We start from the raw sequence: 20,305 nt of genomic DNA on the forward strand, positions 1-20,305 counted from the left end.
GACCCTCAATCGGATTATAGACAACGAATTCAAGTTAGATCATCAGATCTCGCCTTAGACCAAAATTGAGAAAGGTACAAACCAATAACTTACAGATGGCAATGTATAAAATTCGACCAATAACCAGCGACTTATAAACTTGTAAAAAATGCCAATTATTTTGAATTTTTTCTGGGGAAATTGACGTAGCAAACTTCCGCGTTTATTCCTATCTTCTGAAATACCTGTAACCAACGAATTTGGTTTTGCTGCAGTTTATCCCCAGGTCCCTTTACTTCAATAAACTTAAACTGATCGCCTTTAAACGCGACTAAGTCGGGCTGCCCTGCACGGAAGTTCCGCATGTCAGACAGTATTACTTTGAATAATTCAGCTAATTTTTCTTTAGGCAATGCGTGTTCTGCTAGTTGGATATGTTCTGGTGTAAATAACTCCCAAATCACGTAGGGGTTAGCTTTGCCTTGCTTTTCTATATAACGTTTTTCGAGAGCTTCGTAGCCATCGTTCAAAAATTCTTGAAAAGCTTGGTCTAATTTATTTGCTCTAATTTGTGAAAACTCGGGACGATAAAGATCTAATGGTCGATATTGATAAGCATGGTTGAACGCACCTTGCACAGACGCAAAAATACAATCCCAAAATGCTAAGCCAAACAACCCATTTAAAAAGCCGTTTTCGAGATAAAATACACCCCAGCCCTCATGGCTAAAATGCTGCTGAGAGGCGATCTCAACCCTATTTTGAGACAAATCCAACTCGATGAATGTTTCTTCAATATTCGGTTTCTTTTGTTGCTTGGCTTTTTGCCCCAATTTCCTAAGTAACTTGCGTTCAATTCGCTGTGCTACTTCCTTTTCATCGACATCATATGGCGATTCAATCATCTCTCTCACAAGTTGTAATGCTTGTTCGTTGTTATTTTGCTTCTCCCAAATGCGGGCTCGTCTCTCCCGGCTAGGGGGAAGGTTGTTTTCGCTAAACCAATTTACTGCAGAATCGTATTGTTCGAAGCGCTCTAAATCGCGTGCCAGTTTATTAACTAAGTGAGATCTCTTTTTGTTAATGTCGCTGTGGGTGCTGGCTGGTGGGAGATTGCCTAACCAATGGCTTACTTGTTCTAACGTCGGTTTTCGTTGTTCATAATACTGATTACTGAGTTCACTGATTTGGAGCAGTAAATCCAGTTCTTCGCGCTGGTTAAAGTAGCGAAGCTCACGGCTAAGTTTGTAGCTTTCGAATTGATTAAGACCAAGATCAGACAACACAAATTGAGTGAAATCTTGATGAGTATTGGTGAAAAACAGCGATGTAAAAATCGGCATTAAATTGGCATGAAGCAGTTGAATGCAGGAAAATTGAAGTTGCCCTGTGTTTATTTCTTCTTCTGGTAATGTGGCTATGAGGGTTGCTTTCGGAAGCGATTTACCGGTTGAAGGGAAAAGAGTGATGATTTCTGGTTTTGTGAGTAGTTCATGCGCAAGTGTTTTTGCGCTAAGGGAAGCGGGGAGCAGAATAAGTCTTTGCTGTTCGAGTTCTATTAAGCTCGCTTGAATATCTTCTATTTCGTCGTAAACGAGCTTATCGCTTCGAAACCACTCACCTTTACGCGATAGCATTCTTATGAGCAAACATTGAGATGAAACACTCAGCGATTGGAATCGATCGATCCAGAGTAATTCCTCTTCCAATAAAAGGTCGCCATAGATGCCAAGCGCGTGGTCGAGTAGAAGCTGAAAGTTTTTGTGGTAATAGTCTGGTGCGAGTTCGGGAGTAGGGTGCATTAAAATACATATAAACAAAAAGAGCCTACCCTTGAGGGTAAGCTCTTTTAGAGAAAATGTTCAATAAGATTTAAGCAGAAGCTTTAAGTGACTCTGCTTTCTCTTCAGTGATTGGCTTGGTAACCAGTGCAAGTACAACACAAACGCCCATCATGACCGCTGAGATGGTGTAAGCCAACCCAAATCCAGTGCCATTCGCCATTGAGTAGCCAACAACCGCAGCACCAATTGCACCACCGATACCCCAAGACGTATAAAGTACACCATAGTTAGTACCATAGTTCTTAAGACCATAGTATTCCGCAGTAATAGATGGGAATACAGCAAGCAAAGTACCATAGCCAACTGCAGCGATAGCTGTTCCGATGATCAATGTGAATTCAGAAGTGAACGTTGCAAACAGAACCATGTTAATGCCCTGAAGAACGAACGCTAAAAGAAGCGTGCGCACGCCACCGATTTTGTCTGAAAGTATACCGGCTGCAACACGACCGCCTGAATTAAACACGGCAAGTATAGACGCTAGGTAAACCGCGTTAGGCAGGTTTGCTTGAACGCTCGCAATGTTTGTGATGTTACCGATGATCATCAAACCAGCTGATGCGGCGAACGCGTACATGATCCATAAGGAGTAGAACTGAGGCGTTTTTAGCATGTTATGCCAAGTGATGTCGGTTGGCGTTTTGGTGACGACAGTGGCTTTACCTGCTTTCACTTTTGGCGCTTCTGGTGTGTAACCTGCTGGTGGGTTATTGATGGTGCAAGCAAGTGGAACAGCAATGATCAATACACCAATACCCAAGATCATAAAGCTTGAGTTAATCCCGTAAGAAGAAATAAGTGCTGATGTCACTGGGGCTAGGTAAACCGCAGCCAAACCAAACCCAGCAGCAATCAAGCCATTTACTAAACCTTTCTTAGAAGAATGGAACCACTTCATTGCAGAAGGAGAAAGGCAGGCGTAGCCAAAACCAATACCAGCACCGGTGATTACGCCGAAAGTAATATTCAACATAAGAACGGAATCCGCAAAGCTTGAACCTATCATGCCAAGACCGGTAAGCGTTGTGCCCAAAATAAGAATGTTTCGTGGCCCCATTCGGTCCTGAAGTACGCCAGCAACAAGAAGACAGATAGAAAAAGTAATCGTGGCGATTGCGTAAGGCTGCGATGCGTCGGAAGCGCTCCAACCAAAGTCACTTACTAATGCTTTGTTAAAAACACTCCAGGCGTACAGAATACCGAGGCAAAGGTTGATACAGAATCCAGCCAGTAGAATTCGCATCGCTCTATCGATTTTTTTCATTTCTTATCTCAATCCACCCGTGAGGGTTTGTTAGGTTCTAAAATATTTTTTGTCTTTATCAAAAAAAGACACAAGAGGTGCGCGCGGATTATAAACAATCCCGATGTGATTGGAATCCCTTTTTCAACATAAATTAGGAATAATTTCGGGATCAGAGTTTTATTAGTTAGGAGTAGGTATTGACAGTGTTGGAATGATGTTAATGAAAGGTTTAATTAGCTGTAAAAGTCGTTGTCTGTGGTGACGATGCAATTTTTTCCCAATCTTTTCGCTTCATACAATGCGCGGTCTGCTCGCTGGATCATTGTGTTGTAGTTTGCGTCTTCTTCACAAGAACAAGCAACGCCAAATGATGCTGTTGTGGCCTCTTTAAAGCCCCATTTATTAACCTTAGATCGTATTGCTTGAGCGTAGCAAAGTGCCTGCTCGTATTTATAATCACTCATGCATACAATGAATTCTTCGCCTCCCCATCGTGCACTAAATGCTTGGTCGCCTAAAACTTCGTTTAAAACGGCAGCAAATGCTTTGAGCGTCTTGTCTCCACCGGAATGTCCATACTTGTCGTTGACCGATTTAAAATCGTCTAAGTCAATTAAAATACAGCTCATCGATTGGTCGAGGGAGTGGCGATTTTCTAAAGTTGTTGTCATGAATCTACGATTATGAAGCCCTGTGAGGGAGTCATGATTTGCCTGATAGGTGAGCTTTTCTTCCAAAAAGAGCTGCTCGGTAACATCCAAAACTGAAACTTGTACGGCGGGCTGACCATCCCAATCAATTAAGCGCTCGGAAAGCTTAAAATAAGCGGTGGAGCCGTCTAGTCGTGTGTTTCTAACGGTGACGTTTTGGCTGGTCTTCTCACCATCGAGCAACATCTGATATCGAGAGAGAGCAACCTCTTGATAATTAGTCGGTATATGATCGAGAACCGAAGCCGTCTGCATAAAAGATTCAACGTCAGAATAACCCAGCATTTTCGCATAGGTTTGATTGACCAATAGCGGATCAAAATCGCGGTGAACAAGTATGCCTTGAAGAGAACCTTCTACTAATTCACGGTAGCGCCTTTCATTTTCGCGAAGCTGTATCAATGCTTCTTCCTGAGCTGACATATCAATGACGGTCACTTGCAAGGCTGGTTTTCCTTCCCACTCGATAACATGATCGATTGCCAATACTGAAAACTCTCTGCCATTCCTATCGATATTAATAGAGGAGTGCATTCTTGGACGCTGTTGATCTGTCAAAATCTTTCGATAGGTATCGATGGCTTCTTCGTGATCACTCGGTGCGATGAGATCAAGCAAGCTGCTTAACTTATAGATTTCATCTACCGAGCTAAAACCGTAGATATTGGCAAAAGCTAAATCGACGTAGAGCGCTTTGAAGTTGCGCTGAATGACAACGCCATAAGTACTATCGAACAAAGTAAGACTCTAATGGTTGTGAAAATTAAATGGTAACTCACAACTAAGGGGGGGATGTGATGATCGAGCTCTCGAAAACAGAATTTCCATTGCTTTAGTGATGAGAATTTAGAATGTTAATTTTCTGTGAATAAATTTTTATTAAACTGCATTTCAATAGAAAAATCAGGCTTTGTGAGTGTAAGTAAATGTTTCCGGTGTTAACTGTTTGTAAATGCGTGTTTATGTGAGGAAAAAATCAACGTTATGTAACATTTTTTTACTTGAAATTGAGCGATAAATGCGCAAAATGGCGCTGAAAACTAAGATTTCGATAATGAAAGGACGCATTCCCTTAATTTAGGTAATGGTGAATATATGAAACTGATTTTAATATTACTGGCTTCTGTATCTGCGGGTGTTGCTTCTGCGGATCACTTTCATTCTTTCATGCTAGGGCTTGCTGTTTCAGCGTTGGCTGTCGGTAGCTGCTACTGGTTCTGTTTCCGTAGTACTCGTTTCCCAGCATTGGCTGTGGTACTTCTTCTTTGCGGCATGCTTTCTAAGCTCACCATTACTGTCTCTGGTGTAATGATTGGTGTGAACGAAGGCTTAATGACTTCTCCTTTGGTGTTTTCATTAACCTATCTTTACTTCTCTATTGTTATTACCTATTTGTGGTTCAGCTATCGCCAAAGCGTTACAGAGGTTCCTAAGAAACTCGCTGTTGCAAAAGCTTAGATTGCAATATTGGTAACGCTCGTAACGTTGTCAAAGAAAAGAATTAATGAAAGGCCTTCCTAAACGGAAGGCCTTTTTGCATTTGCAACAAAATGAACTGATATCGTGACCCTAAGACTAAGCGTGATAAAACCACCATATTGGTAAAATATGATTAATAATTAATCGGTTACACAATATGCCGTTCCTTAGCTTATTTATATCCTATATTGTATATAGAAGTGGTGGGAATCTTGCGCTGATTTTCTCTTTAGATGTGTTAAAGTTCACCATTCTGTTTAAAGATGCCCAAGTAAAAGTTTAGTGAAAAAAGTACTATGGTTTGGGTATAAGCAATTATTTTTAAGTATGTATTTCATACGCGACCTATGGTGAATCAATGTCATTTCCTATTCTTATCTGTGACGACTCCGCATTAGCCCGTAAACAGATGGCACGTTCACTTCCTGCTTCGCTTGGGGCAGATATAACTTTTGCTGTTCATGGACTCGATGCATTAGAACAACTTCAAACGAGTGAATTCAAACTGATGTTTCTCGACCTGACCATGCCTGAACTGGATGGATACGGTACGCTTGAAGAGATTGGGAAACGTGGAATAGACATTAAAGTGGTGGTGGTATCGGGGGATATCCAGCCTAAAGCGAAAGAAAAAGTGATGTCCTTAGGGGCAAAAGCGTTTTTGCAAAAACCGATTAACAAAGACGATTTAAAAGACGTACTTAAAACCCTCATTGAGCCAGCTACGCAACCGCAAACTTACATGCCCACAGCGGTTGAGCTTCCTGTTCTAAAAAGACGCGACATATACATGGAAGTGGCCAACGTGGCGATTGGCCGAGCGGCCGATGCGCTTGCTCGTCATTTTGATGTGTTTGTGCACTTACCATTACCAAACGTGAATATTTTTGAAGTCAGTGAGCTGCACATGGCACTGCGCGATTTGGCTGATAATGACCAAGTTTCGGGGGTTTGCCAAGGGTTCAGTGGTGAAGGGATCGCGGGGGAGGCACTTGTACTTCTTAGCGATTCTTCAGTTACCGACATCAACAAACTCATGCAATTACCAGCGGATAATGAGCATGAAGAACTTGAGTTGTTAATGGACGTATCCAACATTCTGGTGGGTTCGTTCTTAAATGGATTAGGCGAGCAGTCCGAAGTGCGCTTCTTCCAGAGTTCTCCTGTTTTATTGGGACAGCACATCCCGATCGATTCGATTATTCAGTCCACGTCTGGATCGTTCACCAAAACCATGACCTTCGAAGTAAGCTACAACATAGACGGCACGAATATTAATTGTGACTTGTTGTTTATGTTTGTAGATGAATCTCTTCCTTTGTTGGATAACAAATTAGCTTACTTAATGGAGGATGATCTGTAATGCTGAATCTACCTGCAGAATTCGAACAGTTCCACTGGATGGTGGATATAGTACAAAACGCAGAAATGGGGTTAGTAGTACTGGATAGTGAATACAATATTCAGGTTTGGAATGGCTTTATGACCCACCACAGTGGAAAACAAGCGCACGAGGCTATTGGTAAGTCTTTGTTTGAGGTGTTCCCTGAAATCCCAAGAGAATGGTTTGTTCTTAAAGCCAAGCCTGTATTCAATATGGGTTGCCGCAGCTTTATCACTTGGCGTCAACGCCCGTATTTGTTCCGCTGCCGTAATGTTCGCCCAATCACGCAGCAGGCGGAGTTTATGTATCAAAACGTCACTCTTAACCCGATGCGAACACCAACTGGGCAGGTTAAATCGATGTTTTTGTCGATTCAAGACGCCACAGCAGAAGCAGTGATAGCAGGCGAAACAGAAAATACTCGATAACGATATAAGTACGAAGTGTAGCCTTTAAAAAATACAGCCCGATAGAATATGACTATCGGGCTTTCTTTTTTGCGGCAAAGCCATAGGGCTACGCTTCTGTGCTAAGTACTTAGATGTAACGTACTTAGGTATAACGTACCCAGGTGTAAAGATTTAGTGGGCTATGAAGTCACTTATGAAGCGACTTCATTTACGCTGCTGCCATTGTTTATTACGTCCGTAATGTTTTGTAGTGTTACCGAAGCGATACTACTTAGAGCGTCTTCTGTTAAGAACGCTTGATGCCCGGTAAAGATGACGTTATGGCAAGCAGACAATCTTCTGAACACATCGTCTACAATCACATCACTCGATTTATCTTGGAAGAACAATTCTTTCTCATTGTCATAAACATCTAATCCAAGTGCCCCTATCTTACCTGACTTAAGTGCCTCAATAGCGGCAGCAGAATCGAGCAAGTCTCCACGACTGGTGTTAACAATCATGACACCGTCTTTCATTTGAGCAAATGCGTCGGCGTTCAACATGTTCTTATTTTCTGGAGTAGAAGGGCAATGTAGGCTAACGACATCCGCATGTTTATAGACGTCCTCTAGTGCGCAATACTTAACACCTAAATCGATAGCTTTAGGGTTTTGGTATGGATCGAAACATAAAATTTCCATTCCTAACCCTTTTAATATTCGCATGGTCGCCAAACCAATTTTACCCGAGCCCACAATACCTGCGGTTTTACCGTGAAAGTTAAAGCCGACCAAGCCTTCAAGGTTGAAGTTAGCATCGCGCGTGCGTTGGTATGCTTTATGATATTTTCGGTTAAGGCAAAGCATTAAACCTACAGCGTGCTCGGCAATAGATTCCGGTGAATACGCTGGTACGCGCACTATCCTGATGTTTAACTCTTGAGCTGCATTGAGATCCACACGATCAAATCCAGCACATCTCATAGCAACAATCTTCACTCCGATATCAGCAAGCTGTTGTAGTACTGGTTGAGACAAATCGTCATTCACGAATGCACAAACCACCTCGCAGCCAGAGGCTAGGCGAGCAGTTTGCTCAGTTAATCGGAAGTCATGAAACTCAAAAGCATACGAATAATGCTCGTTTTCGTGACTAAAACTTCGCTCGTCATAAGACTTAGAGCTGAAAAATGCGATCTTTAGCATGACTGTACTCCTCAACAATAGAGTTAGTTATTAGTATAAGTGCTATTGATACAGTTGATTGAAAGAAAAATAAACCCCAAATTTAATGAGCGTTAACTGTTTGTTATTAAAGAGGTTGTAGTATTGTCTAAGAGGTAAAAATGAGAAAAATGAATAGGATAAAACGCAAAAAGGTAGGGTTTTGGGTATGATTTCTTCGGTAAGGTAACACAAAAAAATTACAAATATTAGTCTTGTCAGGAATCTTTAAGTGCCTATAATGCTGAAAACCGGAGCGTCTGCCAACGCTCCGGTTTTTTTGTGTCCGAAAAACGTGAAACTCTTCTGCCAAAGAGATTCGCGCTTGAAAGCAGGCCTGCCAGCCAACTTTCTACGGGCATGCAATACACAGTTAAAGGAAATTGCATACCATGCGTATCGAACAAGAACTCAAGTTAGGTTTTAAAGATGTCCTGTTTCGCCCGAAACGTTCTACCCTGAAAAGCCGTTCCCAAGTAAATTTAACCCGCGAGTTTACATTCAAGCACAGTGGTCGTCAATGGTCGGGTGTCCCTGTCATTGCAGCGAATATGGATTCTGTCGGCAGCTTTGAAATGGCGAAAGCCCTAGCCGAAAATGGCGTAATGACCGCAATTCACAAGCACTACACCACAAATGATTGGGCGGAGTTTGTTAAAACCGCTGATAAAAGCGTGTTGAACAATGTCATGGTGAGCACCGGTACATCTGATGCCGACTTCCAGAAAACCCAAGATATTCTAGCCCTAAGCGACGAGCTGATTTTTATTTGTATCGACATAGCCAATGGTTACTCCGAGCACTTGTGTGAATACGTTTCTAAAGTGCGCGCTGCATTCCCGGATAAAGTGATATCTGCTGGTAATGTTGTCACCGGTGATATGACGGAAGAACTGATTCTCGCAGGTGCGGACATAGTGAAAGTAGGTATTGGCCCAGGCTCAGTATGTACGACACGCGTAAAAACGGGGGTAGGTTACCCGCAGCTCTCAGCCATCATCGAGTGTGGCGATGCCGCACACGGTTTAGGCGGCACAATTATTGGTGATGGCGGTTGTTCTTGTGCGGGTGATGTATCCAAAGCGTTCGGTGGCGGAGCCGACTTTGTGATGCTTGGTGGCATGCTAGCAGGTCATGAAGAGTCGGGTGGGGAGCTACTTGAAAAAGACGGCAAAATGTACATGAAGTTCTATGGCATGTCTTCCCAATCCGCGATGGATAAGCACTCTGGCGGTGTCGCTAAGTATCGCGCAGCAGAAGGCAAAACCGTTTTATTGCCGTTCCGTGGTCCGGTTGAAAACACCATTCAAGATATTCTAGGTGGCGTACGCTCAACTTGCACTTATGTAGGCGCAGCCAAACTAAAAGAACTGACCAAGCGCACCACGTTTATCCGAGTTCAAGAGCAAGAAAATAACGTATACGGTAAAGAGTAACATTTAAAACCTGTGTTTGAAATTTCAAGAGTTGAGCCACTTTTAAGTGGCTCTTTTTTTACCCGAAATTAGGAAAGTGGCGACAAAGTGGCGACAGCCGAGCAAAAAATTTTTATGGCGGCAGGCTACAGATTTGCAAGCGGGTTATAGGAAATGGCGTCAGAAAGATGATCAGGTGCGAAGTGGGCATAACGCATTGTCATGCTGATGTTGGCGTGACCGAGAATATCTCTCAGTACCAAAATATTGCCGCCATTCATCATGAAGTGACTTGCGAACGAATGACACAAAACATTGGAGGCTTGCCCTGAGGTTGGTTTGTATATCTCGTTGTAAAGCTCTTGAGAGATGGGTACAGAGCGATTCTTCTTAGTCTTGGTATTCGTGAAAGTAACCTTGAACTTACTTAATTGTGATCCTTTTAGCTGAGCTGCTTCATTCCAGCGAGCCCCAGTGGCAAGGCATAGCCTCACTATCCTTTGCATGTCTGTTCGGTTGTGTTTAGACACGTGTTCAAGCAATAAAATAATGTGCTTTTTATGAAGGAAAGACATGTTGCGTTCGTGATCTTTAAATGGCTTAACTTCTTCTAAAGGATTCGGTCCTTTCCACTCTCCAATTTCCTTCAATTTGGCAAACATAGCCATAAAACGCGCGAGTTCTGAATTTAGCGTTGCGATACTAGGCGCCCCTTTTTGCCAGCGCGCATCAACAAAACTAATTTGCCCACTCATTCGGTTACTTCTGAATTCAGAGTATGTTTTTGCAACGAAAATGGTCGCTACAGGGTCATCCATAGCTTTAGCCATTCTTAAAAATTTACTTGGATGACACTGCCATTAGCAAGGGTTGCACCATAGTGGGAGTACCAAAGCTTAATAAGTTAAGAAAGCCTGCGATGATCGGGCTTGTCACCCTTCCACGGCTTATCCTTAATCTCTTTCATTGTGAAGCGTTCAATAGCAGCAGCTTCGCCTTTAGTTGCAAACTTCTTGCGAACACGCTTACCAGTACGACCGTTTGGGTAGCACTAACATAACCAAGGCTTTTTAGAACCATCTTTTAAGTTGCGGATAGACATAGATTAGCCATATTACTGTATTTATAAACAGAGTAAGTATGCTAGGGTGTCTTGTAATGTTTTATGTCTCGACTCTAAAACAATCCTCAATCCTTTTATCTAAAAGTAGAATCCTATTTTAGCTGTCGTAGCTATGATGTATTATGGCTGGCTGGGTACTATTTATAGATATAATTAACAATTAAGAAAGGCTCTCATTTGTCAGCTCAACAACGACCAATAATTTTCTCTTTTTTCTCTGGTAGTGGTTTTTTAGATTTGGGCTTCGAACGCTCTGGTTTTGACGTGCGTTTTATCAACGAGTTCCATAAGCCTTTTCTAGACGCATATAAGTATTCTAGAGATCAAATGGGAATTCCAAAACCAGAATATGGTTACTACCATGGCTCAATAGATGATCTTGTAACAGGTGAAGAGACCAACCATTTAACTGAACTAGTAACGAAAGCTAAGAAAGAAGCACTCACGGGTTTTATTGGCGGACCACCATGCCCAGACTTTTCAGTTGCAGGTAAAAATAAAGGTTCAGATGGTGAGAACGGTAAGTTAAGTCGTGTTTACATTGATGCAATTATTCGAAATAAACCTGATTTCTTCTTATTTGAAAACGTAAAAGGGCTTTGGCGTACCGTTAAACACCGTGCTTTTTATGATGAGATGAAGCAGCGTTTAGTGAAAGAAGGCTACATACTTACAGATCGTTTGACGAACTGTATTGAATACGGTGTCCCTCAAGATAGGGACCGTATTTTACTTTTCGGTATTCATGAATCACGAGTCGGTGATATCACAAGCAAAGAGCTAGAAACGCGATTTAACTGGGAAGCCAAAGTGAAGTTCGATAAAAGTGTCGTACTTGATAAAGGTATGTGGCCTGGGCATGAAGAGTACGCTCAAGATTCTCAAAAAGAGCTTCCGGAGGCGCTTTCTGAGTTCAATGAACTGACAGTTGAGCATTGGTTTAAGAAGAACAATGTGTATAACCACCCTAACTCAGTGCATCACTTTAAGCCTCAAGCAATGCATCGATTTGAGTCAATCTTAGAAGGTGATGATAGTAAGAAGTCATTTAAACGCCTCCATAGATGGCGTTACTCGCCAACCGCAGCATACGGAAATAATGAAGTCCACTTGCATCCGTACAAATCTCGTAGATTAAGTGCAGCAGAATCTTTAGCTATTCAATCATTGCCTAAAGAGTTTTGTTTTCCGTCAACAATGACATTGTCCGATATGTTCAAGACTATTGGTAACGGAGTGCCCTACTTAGCAGCTGAAAGCTTAGCTGAAACTATACGGACTTATCTCAACTCACTATAAAGAAAAGGAGCAATTTAGCTCCTTTTCTTTATACATTTCACATCGTTATGAACCTGCCTAGTACATTAAGATTTAGTCGTGGTAAACTTGCCTCAAGTAATTGCTATCTTAACTAGGTCTATTCATGCACTTTAAAGATGTTTTATCTGATATAGAGCAACTCGTCGGAAAACAACTTCAATCTTTAAACCCCAAAACAGCGCCCATTTACCTTACAAAAATTGATCTTGAATCAAAGAAGTATTTTGTTTCTTCTAAATTAGGCGAAGAAGGGAACGCTCGATTTTTTTGGGAGTTAGAAGCTATATGGGCTGATTTGACACACAAAGGTTTTGCCAACGTAGATCAAGCACTATTTGGTAGTGGTAGCAGTCGTAATCAACCAGAAACCATCTTTGCAAACCTACCCTACATACAATATTTTCGATTTAAGGGTAAAAAGCATATCTTTCTTCGTGGTACTTCCGTCCATGAGCTCGGTTCTTTGTCTGAACTAATCGGCGATGAGCTTAGCCTTGTTTTATCCAAAATCGATAATTACTTTGCTTTGAGTAACTTAGAGATCTCTTCGCAGCAGACCTCAATTATTTCCAAGTTACGTTCGACTTTAAAACAACTTGAAAAGTCTGACTTAAATAACACAGTAGCAAAAGGTTTTGAACAGGCTCTAAGTGACTTGCTTGAACTTGAAGGTATTGTTAGTGATTCGGTTGTAACCGTAAACGGAGAGCTGCATAAACTTACAAATACTAAAAGCTCTAAGATCGAACACTTACCAGTATTACCTGTTGAAGAACTCATTGAAGACGAAACTTATACTGGTGTTGCGAACGAAGTCGAAGATCACAGTATTACTGGGGATCTGCTTGTACACGAAACCCCTGAATCTAAAACTAGTCTTATACAGGATCGTAATAATAGTGGCCTCCGAATTCATCATATAACTCCAGTGTTGTCTCTTATTTTTGAGCGTTTAAGTTACGATGAAATTGAACTACAGCCTGATTTTCAGCGTGAAGATCGAGTTTGGAAGTCAGCTCGCCAATCAAAACTTATTGAATCTATATTAATGGGTTTGCCTTTGCCTGCATTTTATTTTGCCGAAAGAAATGATGGCGATTGGGTTGTTGTTGATGGACTTCAACGGATTACTACAATCTACAATTTTATGAAAGACGACTTTGCACTTAATGGTTTGGAGTCAGTAGACGATAGTTATAACGGAAAGTTCTTTAGTGGCTTATCGAGATTAGATAAGCGTAAAATTAGAGAATATCAAATAACTGCTCACGTCATTGATGTTGAATCAGATCATGATAATTTAATCGTTGAGCTCTTTCACCGTATAAATACCTACGGTGTCAAGCTGAGTGACCAAGAAATTCGCTCAGCAATGTATCAAGGTGTCAGCGTGAAGCTTTTACGTTATTTATCTTCTAGCCAAGAATTTAAAAAAGCTACAAATAATAAAGTCAACCCACATCGACAAAAAGATATGGGGCTATGCTTGTCGGCTCTGGCTTATATCGTTCTAGGGTACAAAGATTTTTATTATAAAACCTATGATTCATTCCTTTGTACTAGTATGCATAAAATTAATCAGTTTGAATTATTTTTGGATAATGAAGAGGTAATCGATCTAGGGAATTCAAGTTTATCTAATCGAAGTAGTGATACTATTTTGGAGCTTGAGAAAAAATTTAAGCAAGGACTTAGCTTAGCGCATGAAATTTTTGACGAACTTGCTTTTAAAAAAACGATAGAGACAGATCGAGTTGTTCCGATTAGTAAACCGTTATTTGAGGTTATTGTAGCTACATTTGCATTTCTTGATGAAAACCAAATTAATGACTTACGAGTCAGTTCTGAAAAATTGGTATTTGAGTTGTATGATGCAATAGACAATGATTCTACAGAGTTTGCAGTATGGGAATCTGAAGTATATGCAGAAAATAATAGAGGTTTTTCATACTCTATTTCTTCATCTACAGGTAAGCGAGTTACTGTTAAATATAGATTCGATGCATTTATGAATATATTAAAAAAATCGACAGGTATCAATGTAAATATAAAACCAATGCTAGGTGATTTTAATGCTTAATAAACTTACACTACATAATTTTAAGTCATATAAAGACCAAGAGTTTGAATTTTCAAATCTGACTGTTTTTTGTGGTAATAACTCAGTAGGAAAAAGTACCGCAATTCAAGCTATATCAATTCCACTCCAGTCATACTTTGATTCTAGTGTCGCATTAAATGGGGAGTTAGTTGAATTAGGCACGATTGATGATGTACATAATCAGAGAGCAGAAGATGTAACTTTGAAGCTTGAGTTTGAAATAGATAACCATAATATATCATGGGGATTTCATGATATTGATGAACAAGAAAATATATCCAGTAGGCATTTATCCGCTATAAATTTCCCCACCCAAGAGGCAAGAGAATCATTAAGGTCTCTATTGGATAGTGTTCAATATCTACAGGCTGAAAGGTTTGGACCAAAGTCAAATTATGACATTGCTAAGTCATCTGGCTTTCATAAAGACTGGTTAGGGGCAAAAGGGGAGTTTACATCTGAGTTTCTTTCACATTTAAATTCATCTAGACGTCTGTTCGTCGGTGGTGTTACTGACGCTGGTAGTGGTGTGGATGATCCTCGATTACATTCTAATGAAAAACAGAATAGGCTAGGACCTCAAATTGATGCGTGGTTAAAAGAAATTAGCCCTGGTATATCTGTAACATCTACATTTTTTGAAGAGGCATCTACCTCAGCAAATACTTTTGCTCAAAATGGTAATAACTCATTAAAGCCACATAATGTAGGCTTTGGTGTTAGCTATGTATTATCAATCGTTACAGCATTGCTTTACACGAAATCAGGTGGGCTAGTTATTATCGAAAACCCAGAGGCGCACCTTCACCCTAGAGGTCAAAGCTTTCTAGGGCGTTTGATAGCATTGACTGCTCAAGCAGGTGTTCAAGTAGTAGTTGAAACACACAGTGACCACCTACTTAATGGCATTCGTGTTATCACTAGGATTAAAGAAGACTTTGATCCGAAGTTGTTTACTCTTTACTACATATCACAGGGTGAAGGGCAGAGTAATGTAGATAAAATTACTATTACTAAAGATGGGAAATTGTCTAACTGGCCTGATGGTTTTTTTGATCAGCAAGCTCAAGATATGTTCATGATTATGACTGGGCAAGACCAGCCTCCTTCTAAAGGAGCTTAAACATGAAAGCAACAATTTGCTTTGTGTCCCAAAGCTTTGACTTTTCAAAATCAGAAGATGTAGTTGCTCAATCTATTAAGACTTCTTCAGATATGATTGAAAAATATTATAAAGAAAAGGGTTTTTTATCATTTGCAAAATCAAATGATTTCGATGCTAACGCCGCTACTGAACTATATAAACAACCAGCTCATCTAGATGCCGGTACTATCATGAAAGAGCTATATGATGCCAACATGGGAAAAGCTACTTGCATTGTCGACTTAGATTCTGCAGCGGTAGTTCGTTTGGTTGATACTGATAGGCCTGAGCACAAAGGAGCATGGTTATCTTTATACTCATCGATTCCAAGTAATAGTTTAACAACGAAGCCGTTGCGTAATATCGTTGATGGAGGGACCATAGTCCAGTTCGGTTCTGATGTGCTTGTAAATAATCCAAGAACACACGGTGAGTATGCGCGGAGTTTTGTTCAGTTATACCGAAATCTAATCTTTCTGGATTACCCAGGACATAAACAAAACACAACTTTTGATAGTATTAGAAAAACTGAGGGTGGTTATCAATCGTTTATTCAAGGTATTACAGATTGTCTTACTTTTATGGATCAGTATGAAATAATCCCTCATGACTCACAAGGTAATATAAATAATCTCAAGGCAAATTTAGACTTCCCAGTTACGCCTGAAGGTGCTGGTAAAAACAAGAGAACAATAGCGGCATTAAAAAGAGATTTTTTAATTAATAATATCGAATATAAGAATGTTAATTGCGAATATCACTATAAATTAGAGCAGATTGATGGAGCTAACGGCAAAGGTACCTACTACTTCAACCGTATTTATTTTGGTTTCTTTAACAAAATAGACCCCAAAAATCCGAAAATCGCAATTGCCCATATTGGTGAGCATTTATAAATAAAGCGGCTATTTAGCCGCTTTCTCTTTACCCATCACACCTTCTCTATCACTAACGCAACTTTACCCACAACTCTCACTTCATCTTCTTCGACTGTTAGAGTCGAGCAGTTAAAGCTGAACGCTAGCTTCTTACCTGGTAAACGCTGAATATCGTTGAGCGAGAGTAGACCGTCCATATCTACTAAGTATGTACCGCTTACTGCTTGATGAACTTCTTTATCGACAATGAATGTAGTCCCATCGTGCTTGATGACCATTACATTCAGAACCCCAAGTTTGTCTAAGTAGCTTTTATCAAAGGCTAGCGTTTCATTTCCAACAAGTTTTCCATTCGTGAGAGTGAAGTAATCCAAATCAAAAAGAGTTTTAGCCTCGTTCTTCTTGGATACGTGATTTTGTGCGTTCTGCTCAGGAAAAGGTTCACCTTGATCTAATAGAAGCCACTTCAAAGACACACTCCCTCACTCAAATGAATGCGTACTGCTAATTCAAATGGTTCTATTTTTTTTGCAGTCATTCAATTGAACACTTGAAATTCAAATCAATGACTAGCGAGGTGCAACTCACTAGACCGTTATGAAGCATTTAATAACCCAACACGATATCACTATGCTCTCATATCAAGTAGTCCTAAATACGCCTTTCATGACGTACGACCAATACTCTCAGTTCTCTAGAATGCCTAAGCGCACCATCATTGATTGGGTAGTTGATGGTCGCTTACCTATTAAAACTAAAGCCAAAGGTAAAGAAACCCCTCTCATTAATATGATCGCCTTAGTAGAAATGGCGACTCGTGAAGCTATGGAAAAGTTGGGGTAGGCCGTCATGCGTTCATCTTCCCTAATTCCAACCAACGAGCATTGCCTGTTATGGCCCAATGTTCTTGGTTGGGGCTTCGTTTTCGTCCCGTTTGTCTTCAATTGAGTATTGGTTATGAACGAAATTGACTCAATGTGCGAATTCCGTGGCTCTAAACAAAAGCCATTTAATGAAGTGTGTTGTGCATTTGCGAACTCGGAGAACATGACTAGGTTAGCGAAAGCCGTGGGCATGAATGCGACTATGCTGCGTTACCATACCCTTAGAATTGTGCTCGCTCTCATAGAACTGGGAAACTTTTCTTTTTATCAAAGAGTTAAATGATAAAAGAACTACTAAGAAATTTTTGGCTTAGGTATTAAACCCACCGGAGGAATAGAGTGGTAGATGTAATTAATAAAAACCTGTTTTTGGTAAAGGAACATGTTGGCATGTTTAAGGCAGCCAATAACTTCGATATATACGACCCAGAATCGGGTGACGTTATCATGGAGTGCCGTGAACCCACCCTAGGGTTCTTTACCAAGCTATTGCGCTTTACAGACTATAAGCGAATGACGCCGTTTGATATTCAAATAAAAACTCCAGACGGGCAACGAGTGGTTCGTATCCAAAGGGGGATTTCGCTTTTTTTATCTAAAGTGACAGTGACTGACCACAACAATGAATTGATTGGTGAATTCGAGCAGAAACTGTTTTCAATTGGTGGGAAATTTGCACTGCTTGATAAGCGTGGTGAAGAGATGTGTCAGCTAGAAGGTAAGTGGACTGGTTGGGATTTCTATTTCAAAAATAATGAGAAAGAGCTCGCTCACGTATCCAAGAAGTGGGCTGGGATAGGGAAAGAAATGTTTACCAGCGCTGATAACTATGTGTTAGAAATTGCCAGCGATGTTCCAGAAAATGACGATGTTAGAAAACTTATTCTGGCGGCTGTTATGTGTATTGATATGGTGTTGAAAGAGTAGAACGAGTGCGCTAAACGAAAAACGTAGCACCGAATCTGTTGCTGCGTTTTCAAAATATGTGTATTAAATCTAGTGGCTATTTGTACATGTCTTCCACTTCTTTAAAAAGGTTGGTGATCTCACGCGTTCTTGTGATTCCACGCTTTTCTAAGATCCAATCCTGAATCCCTTTATAAGCTTCTCTGAAGGTGCGATTTTTCAGCTGCCAATCGGTTGAAACTTGCTTGCCATCTACAGATACTTGGGCTCTGAGTACTTCTACCACGCTTCCGTTATTTGTGCGTCTAAGGCGTTTGCTTAACCCTTTAACAGAGCCATCAGCATGGAATATTTGGTTTACATCGAGTGTAAGCCGAATTTCGCGTACCTTTCGTTTTTCAGAGAGTTGTTCTTGGAATTCACGAGCAGATTTTTCTGCTTTTTTGGGCGTTCCAAATTTAGAAAAAGGGAAGTATTTCTGAACATTGAGTACTTTATCTTGTACACGATAGCCTTTTGGCGATGTTTTGGTAGGGTAAAGCATTACTGTCATTACTCGAATCTCTTTCTAAACGCTTTCTTTTATTTTGAGCTGCCTGAACAAGTTGTAGGCATTAAGACTAAGCGTTGTGTTGCGTGTTCACTAAGCCACATATGTCGGTAATTCATTAGACCGCACAAGCAGCATATCATTCAGTTAATTGTACACCAAAAAAAATAGACTAATGTTAATGTTCTAACAAAAAACAAGTTAAGTCTTTTATTACAGGATGTTAAGTTGAGCTTTCGGACATAGGAGAAGGCTTTGGATATAAAAAAAGTAGAAGAAATTGATATGGCTGCAGTCGTTGAGCTTGTGGAGAAGGTCGCGAATTCAGATATCTTACCTCATTTCAACGAAAAAGGAAGATTGACCTTTATATCAAAAGTGCTTCCAGACTTAAAAACAGCTTTTGATGAAAGCAAGTTTTACAGTGTTAAAGCTGTGGAAAATGGAAAACCGATTGGTTTCGGTGCTCTACGAGAAGGCTCGTACATTACACACCTTTTTGTTGATACAAAGCAGCAAAGAAGTGGGATAGGCAAAAAGTTGTTGCAGCACCTCTTAGACCATTCTGAAGCAGGCCACGTAAGCTTAAACGCATCAGTTAATGCGGTTTCGTTCTATGAATCGCAGGGGTTTGAAATAACAGATTCTGAATCTGAAGTTAACGGTATCCGATTTGTTCCTATGTGTTACTTTAATAAGTAAAAGATAACCCAAAAGCTTGGGTGCATTCAGATATTAAGTTATTCACGCAGTTAACGTTTTGTGGCATTTTAGTTTTCAATGATTAGATTAGGTCTATAGACCCTAGGCTTTGTTGTTGAAGTAAAATCGTAGATAAGTATTTTGGAGTCGTTTTGTTAGAAAAAATAAAGTTTATTGCCACCGATATGGATGGCACATTGCTCGATAGTTCAAAAAATCTTCCCTCAGAGTTCTATGATGTTTTTCATGCGTTACGCGAAAAAGAGGTTCTTTTTGCCGCAGCGTCAGGTAGGCAATATTACAGCTTGCTGAGTATGTTTGAGTCTATCGCAGATGACATGCTTTTCATTGCAGAAAATGGCGCGATCGTCATGTATCAGGGGAACGAGCTGTATAGCGCCGTTATTCCTAAGAAAGAAGTACACGATATTGTTGTTACTGTTCGTGGTATTGAAAATTCAGACATCGTTTTATGTGGAAAGGATTCAGCGTACATTGAAACGAATGACCCGAGTAAGTTCGAAGAGATCCAAAACTATTATCACCGTGTAAAAAACGTAGAGGATTTACTCGATGTCGATGATGAATTTATTAAAATAGCCATTCTGAATTATGAAGGTACAGAAGAGCATGTATACCCAGTCGTATCTGAAAAATTCGGAGATTCGCACCAAGTGGTAGTGAGTGCCAAAATTTGGCTCGATTTTATGCACAAAGACGCGTCAAAAGGCACTGCAATACGGCATTTACAGAAAGTGTTCAATTTTGATTTCGAGCAGAGTATGAGCTTTGGCGATTACTTTAACGATGTCGAAATGCTGAAAGAGACGTATCACAGCTACGCCATGGAAAACGCCCACCCAGAAATAAAAGCGCTTGCTCGCTTTGAAGCGCCTCATCAAGATGAACAAGGCGTTTTAACGGTAATAAAAGAGAAGGTGCTTGCCTAGAACAGAGGCGAAAGAATAAAGTGAATGCCTGTAGGTTTATTGCTACGGGCATTGAATTAAAGCTGTGCCTTTAAA

General features: G+C 40.5%; 17 protein-coding genes and 3 pseudogenes. 13 read left to right on the forward strand and 7 right to left on the reverse strand.

Features of this window, described 5'->3' with window-relative positions:
* Positions 1-155: 155 nt before the first annotated feature.
* The 3 genes from Q8W40_RS08675 to Q8W40_RS08685 all read right to left on the reverse strand — a co-directional run bounded on the left by Q8W40_RS08675 (position 156) and on the right by Q8W40_RS08685 (position 4,517).
* Positions 156-1,781, reverse strand: a complete 1,626-nt coding sequence (locus tag Q8W40_RS08675; RefSeq protein WP_305396788.1) for a VRR-NUC domain-containing protein — start codon at positions 1,779-1,781, stop codon at positions 156-158.
* 70 nt (positions 1,782-1,851) lie between these two features.
* On the reverse strand, positions 1,852-3,087 hold the full coding sequence (locus Q8W40_RS08680; protein WP_305396789.1) for an L-lactate MFS transporter: 1,236 nt from the start codon (positions 3,085-3,087) through the stop codon (positions 1,852-1,854).
* A gap of 215 nt (positions 3,088-3,302) precedes the next feature.
* Complete coding sequence (locus Q8W40_RS08685) at positions 3,303-4,517, reverse strand: sensor domain-containing diguanylate cyclase (RefSeq protein WP_305396790.1); 1,215 nt, start codon at positions 4,515-4,517, stop codon at positions 3,303-3,305.
* Between the two features lie 357 nt (positions 4,518-4,874).
* Here Q8W40_RS08685 and Q8W40_RS08690 point away from each other — a divergent pair, with 357 nt between their 5' ends.
* From Q8W40_RS08690 to Q8W40_RS08700, 3 genes are all read left to right on the forward strand, one after another.
* Positions 4,875-5,237, forward strand: coding sequence for an NADH:ubiquinone oxidoreductase (locus tag Q8W40_RS08690; RefSeq protein WP_305396791.1), 363 nt, complete (start codon positions 4,875-4,877; stop codon positions 5,235-5,237).
* Between the two features lie 379 nt (positions 5,238-5,616).
* Positions 5,617-6,621: a response regulator gene (locus Q8W40_RS08695; protein ID WP_305396792.1), complete on the forward strand. Its 1,005-nt coding sequence runs from the start codon at positions 5,617-5,619 to the stop codon at positions 6,619-6,621.
* Positions 6,621-7,070 (forward strand): PAS domain-containing protein, encoded by a 450-nt coding sequence (locus Q8W40_RS08700; RefSeq protein ID WP_101112955.1) that lies wholly within the window; start codon positions 6,621-6,623, stop codon positions 7,068-7,070. The genes Q8W40_RS08695 and Q8W40_RS08700 overlap by 1 nt, the downstream gene beginning before the upstream one ends.
* Before the next feature lie 173 nt (positions 7,071-7,243).
* Here the strand turns inward: Q8W40_RS08700 and Q8W40_RS08705 are convergent, their stop codons facing one another.
* Entirely contained in the window at positions 7,244-8,239 is a 996-nt protein-coding gene (locus Q8W40_RS08705; protein WP_305396793.1) for a 2-hydroxyacid dehydrogenase, read from the reverse strand.
* A 410-nt stretch (positions 8,240-8,649) separates the two neighbouring features.
* Here Q8W40_RS08705 and Q8W40_RS08710 point away from each other — a divergent pair, with 410 nt between their 5' ends.
* Complete coding sequence (locus tag Q8W40_RS08710) at positions 8,650-9,693, forward strand: GMP reductase (protein ID WP_305396794.1); 1,044 nt, start codon at positions 8,650-8,652, stop codon at positions 9,691-9,693.
* Between the two features lie 125 nt (positions 9,694-9,818).
* Here the strand turns inward: Q8W40_RS08710 and Q8W40_RS08715 are convergent.
* Positions 9,819-10,774 (reverse strand): annotated as a pseudogene (locus tag Q8W40_RS08715) (phage integrase).
* A 198-nt stretch (positions 10,775-10,972) separates the two neighbouring features.
* Here Q8W40_RS08715 and Q8W40_RS08720 point away from each other — a divergent pair.
* The 4 genes from Q8W40_RS08720 to Q8W40_RS08735 all read left to right on the forward strand — a co-directional run bounded on the left by Q8W40_RS08720 (position 10,973) and on the right by Q8W40_RS08735 (position 16,256).
* Positions 10,973-12,094, forward strand: a complete 1,122-nt coding sequence (locus tag Q8W40_RS08720; RefSeq protein WP_305396795.1) for a DNA cytosine methyltransferase — start codon at positions 10,973-10,975, stop codon at positions 12,092-12,094.
* Positions 12,095-12,218: 124 nt separating this feature from the next.
* A complete protein-coding gene (locus Q8W40_RS08725) occupies positions 12,219-14,195 on the forward strand; it encodes a DUF262 domain-containing protein (protein WP_305396796.1) in 1,977 nt (658 codons plus the stop codon).
* Positions 14,188-15,339, forward strand: a complete 1,152-nt coding sequence (locus tag Q8W40_RS08730) for a DUF3696 domain-containing protein (RefSeq protein ID WP_305396797.1) — start codon at positions 14,188-14,190, stop codon at positions 15,337-15,339. Before Q8W40_RS08725 ends, Q8W40_RS08730 begins: the two co-directional genes overlap by 8 nt.
* A 2-nt stretch (positions 15,340-15,341) precedes the next feature.
* On the forward strand, positions 15,342-16,256 hold the full coding sequence (locus Q8W40_RS08735; RefSeq protein WP_305396798.1) for a hypothetical protein: 915 nt from the start codon (positions 15,342-15,344) through the stop codon (positions 16,254-16,256).
* Between the two features lie 35 nt (positions 16,257-16,291).
* On the opposite strand, the pseudogene Q8W40_RS08740 reads toward Q8W40_RS08735, so the two are convergent.
* Positions 16,292-16,767: pseudogene (locus tag Q8W40_RS08740) on the reverse strand (transcriptional regulator); the annotation flags it as partial.
* 101 nt (positions 16,768-16,868) lie between these two features.
* On the opposite strand from Q8W40_RS08740, the gene Q8W40_RS08745 reads away from it, so the two are divergent.
* The 3 genes and pseudogenes from Q8W40_RS08745 (at position 16,869) to Q8W40_RS08755 (ending at position 18,049) form a co-directional block, all read left to right on the forward strand.
* Positions 16,869-17,081: a hypothetical protein gene (locus tag Q8W40_RS08745; RefSeq protein WP_305396959.1), complete on the forward strand. Its 213-nt coding sequence runs from the start codon at positions 16,869-16,871 to the stop codon at positions 17,079-17,081.
* Positions 17,082-17,195: 114 nt separating this feature from the next.
* A pseudogene (locus Q8W40_RS08750) lies at positions 17,196-17,333 on the forward strand (phage regulatory CII family protein); the annotation flags it as partial.
* Between the two features lie 179 nt (positions 17,334-17,512).
* Positions 17,513-18,049: a phospholipid scramblase-related protein gene (locus Q8W40_RS08755; protein ID WP_201797010.1), complete on the forward strand. Its 537-nt coding sequence runs from the start codon at positions 17,513-17,515 to the stop codon at positions 18,047-18,049.
* A 76-nt stretch (positions 18,050-18,125) separates the two neighbouring features.
* On the opposite strand, the gene Q8W40_RS08760 is transcribed toward Q8W40_RS08755, so the two are convergent.
* A complete protein-coding gene (locus Q8W40_RS08760) occupies positions 18,126-18,581 on the reverse strand; it encodes a hypothetical protein (RefSeq protein ID WP_305396799.1) in 456 nt (151 codons plus the stop codon).
* Positions 18,582-18,833: 252 nt separating this feature from the next.
* On the opposite strand from Q8W40_RS08760, the gene Q8W40_RS08765 reads away from it, so the two are divergent.
* Together Q8W40_RS08765 and Q8W40_RS08770 are read left to right on the forward strand one after the other, a co-directional pair.
* Positions 18,834-19,280, forward strand: coding sequence for a GNAT family N-acetyltransferase (locus Q8W40_RS08765; RefSeq protein WP_305396800.1), 447 nt, complete (start codon positions 18,834-18,836; stop codon positions 19,278-19,280).
* 152 nt (positions 19,281-19,432) lie between these two features.
* Positions 19,433-20,230: a Cof-type HAD-IIB family hydrolase gene (locus tag Q8W40_RS08770; RefSeq protein ID WP_305396801.1), complete on the forward strand. Its 798-nt coding sequence runs from the start codon at positions 19,433-19,435 to the stop codon at positions 20,228-20,230.
* Positions 20,231-20,305 lie beyond the last annotated feature (75 nt).

The sequence above is a fragment of the Vibrio penaeicida genome, assembly GCF_030689305.1.
GTDB lineage: Bacteria > Pseudomonadota > Gammaproteobacteria > Enterobacterales > Vibrionaceae > Vibrio > Vibrio penaeicida_B.

Excerpts from the sequence above, each read along its gene's own strand:
- Q8W40_RS08680 (WP_305396789.1), bottom strand. The coding sequence starts at position 3,087 with ATGAAAAAAATCGATAGAGCGATGCGAATTCTACTGGCTGGATTCTGT.
- Q8W40_RS08735 (WP_305396798.1), top strand. The coding sequence starts at position 15,342 with ATGAAAGCAACAATTTGCTTTGTGTCCCAAAGCTTTGACTTTTCAAAA.
- Q8W40_RS08730 (WP_305396797.1), top strand. The coding sequence starts at position 14,188 with ATGCTTAATAAACTTACACTACATAATTTTAAGTCATATAAAGACCAA.
- Q8W40_RS08700 (WP_101112955.1), top strand. The coding sequence starts at position 6,621 with ATGCTGAATCTACCTGCAGAATTCGAACAGTTCCACTGGATGGTGGAT.
- Q8W40_RS08675 (WP_305396788.1), bottom strand. The coding sequence starts at position 1,781 with ATGCACCCTACTCCCGAACTCGCACCAGACTATTACCACAAAAACTTT.
- Q8W40_RS08695 (WP_305396792.1), top strand. The coding sequence starts at position 5,617 with ATGTCATTTCCTATTCTTATCTGTGACGACTCCGCATTAGCCCGTAAA.
- Q8W40_RS08755 (WP_201797010.1), top strand. The coding sequence starts at position 17,513 with ATGTTTAAGGCAGCCAATAACTTCGATATATACGACCCAGAATCGGGT.
- Q8W40_RS08725 (WP_305396796.1), top strand. The coding sequence starts at position 12,219 with ATGCACTTTAAAGATGTTTTATCTGATATAGAGCAACTCGTCGGAAAA.
- Q8W40_RS08690 (WP_305396791.1), top strand. The coding sequence starts at position 4,875 with ATGAAACTGATTTTAATATTACTGGCTTCTGTATCTGCGGGTGTTGCT.
- Q8W40_RS08710 (WP_305396794.1), top strand. The coding sequence starts at position 8,650 with ATGCGTATCGAACAAGAACTCAAGTTAGGTTTTAAAGATGTCCTGTTT.
- Q8W40_RS08745 (WP_305396959.1), top strand. The coding sequence starts at position 16,869 with ATGCTCTCATATCAAGTAGTCCTAAATACGCCTTTCATGACGTACGAC.
- Q8W40_RS08705 (WP_305396793.1), bottom strand. The coding sequence starts at position 8,239 with ATGCTAAAGATCGCATTTTTCAGCTCTAAGTCTTATGACGAGCGAAGT.
- Q8W40_RS08760 (WP_305396799.1), bottom strand. The coding sequence starts at position 18,581 with ATGACAGTAATGCTTTACCCTACCAAAACATCGCCAAAAGGCTATCGT.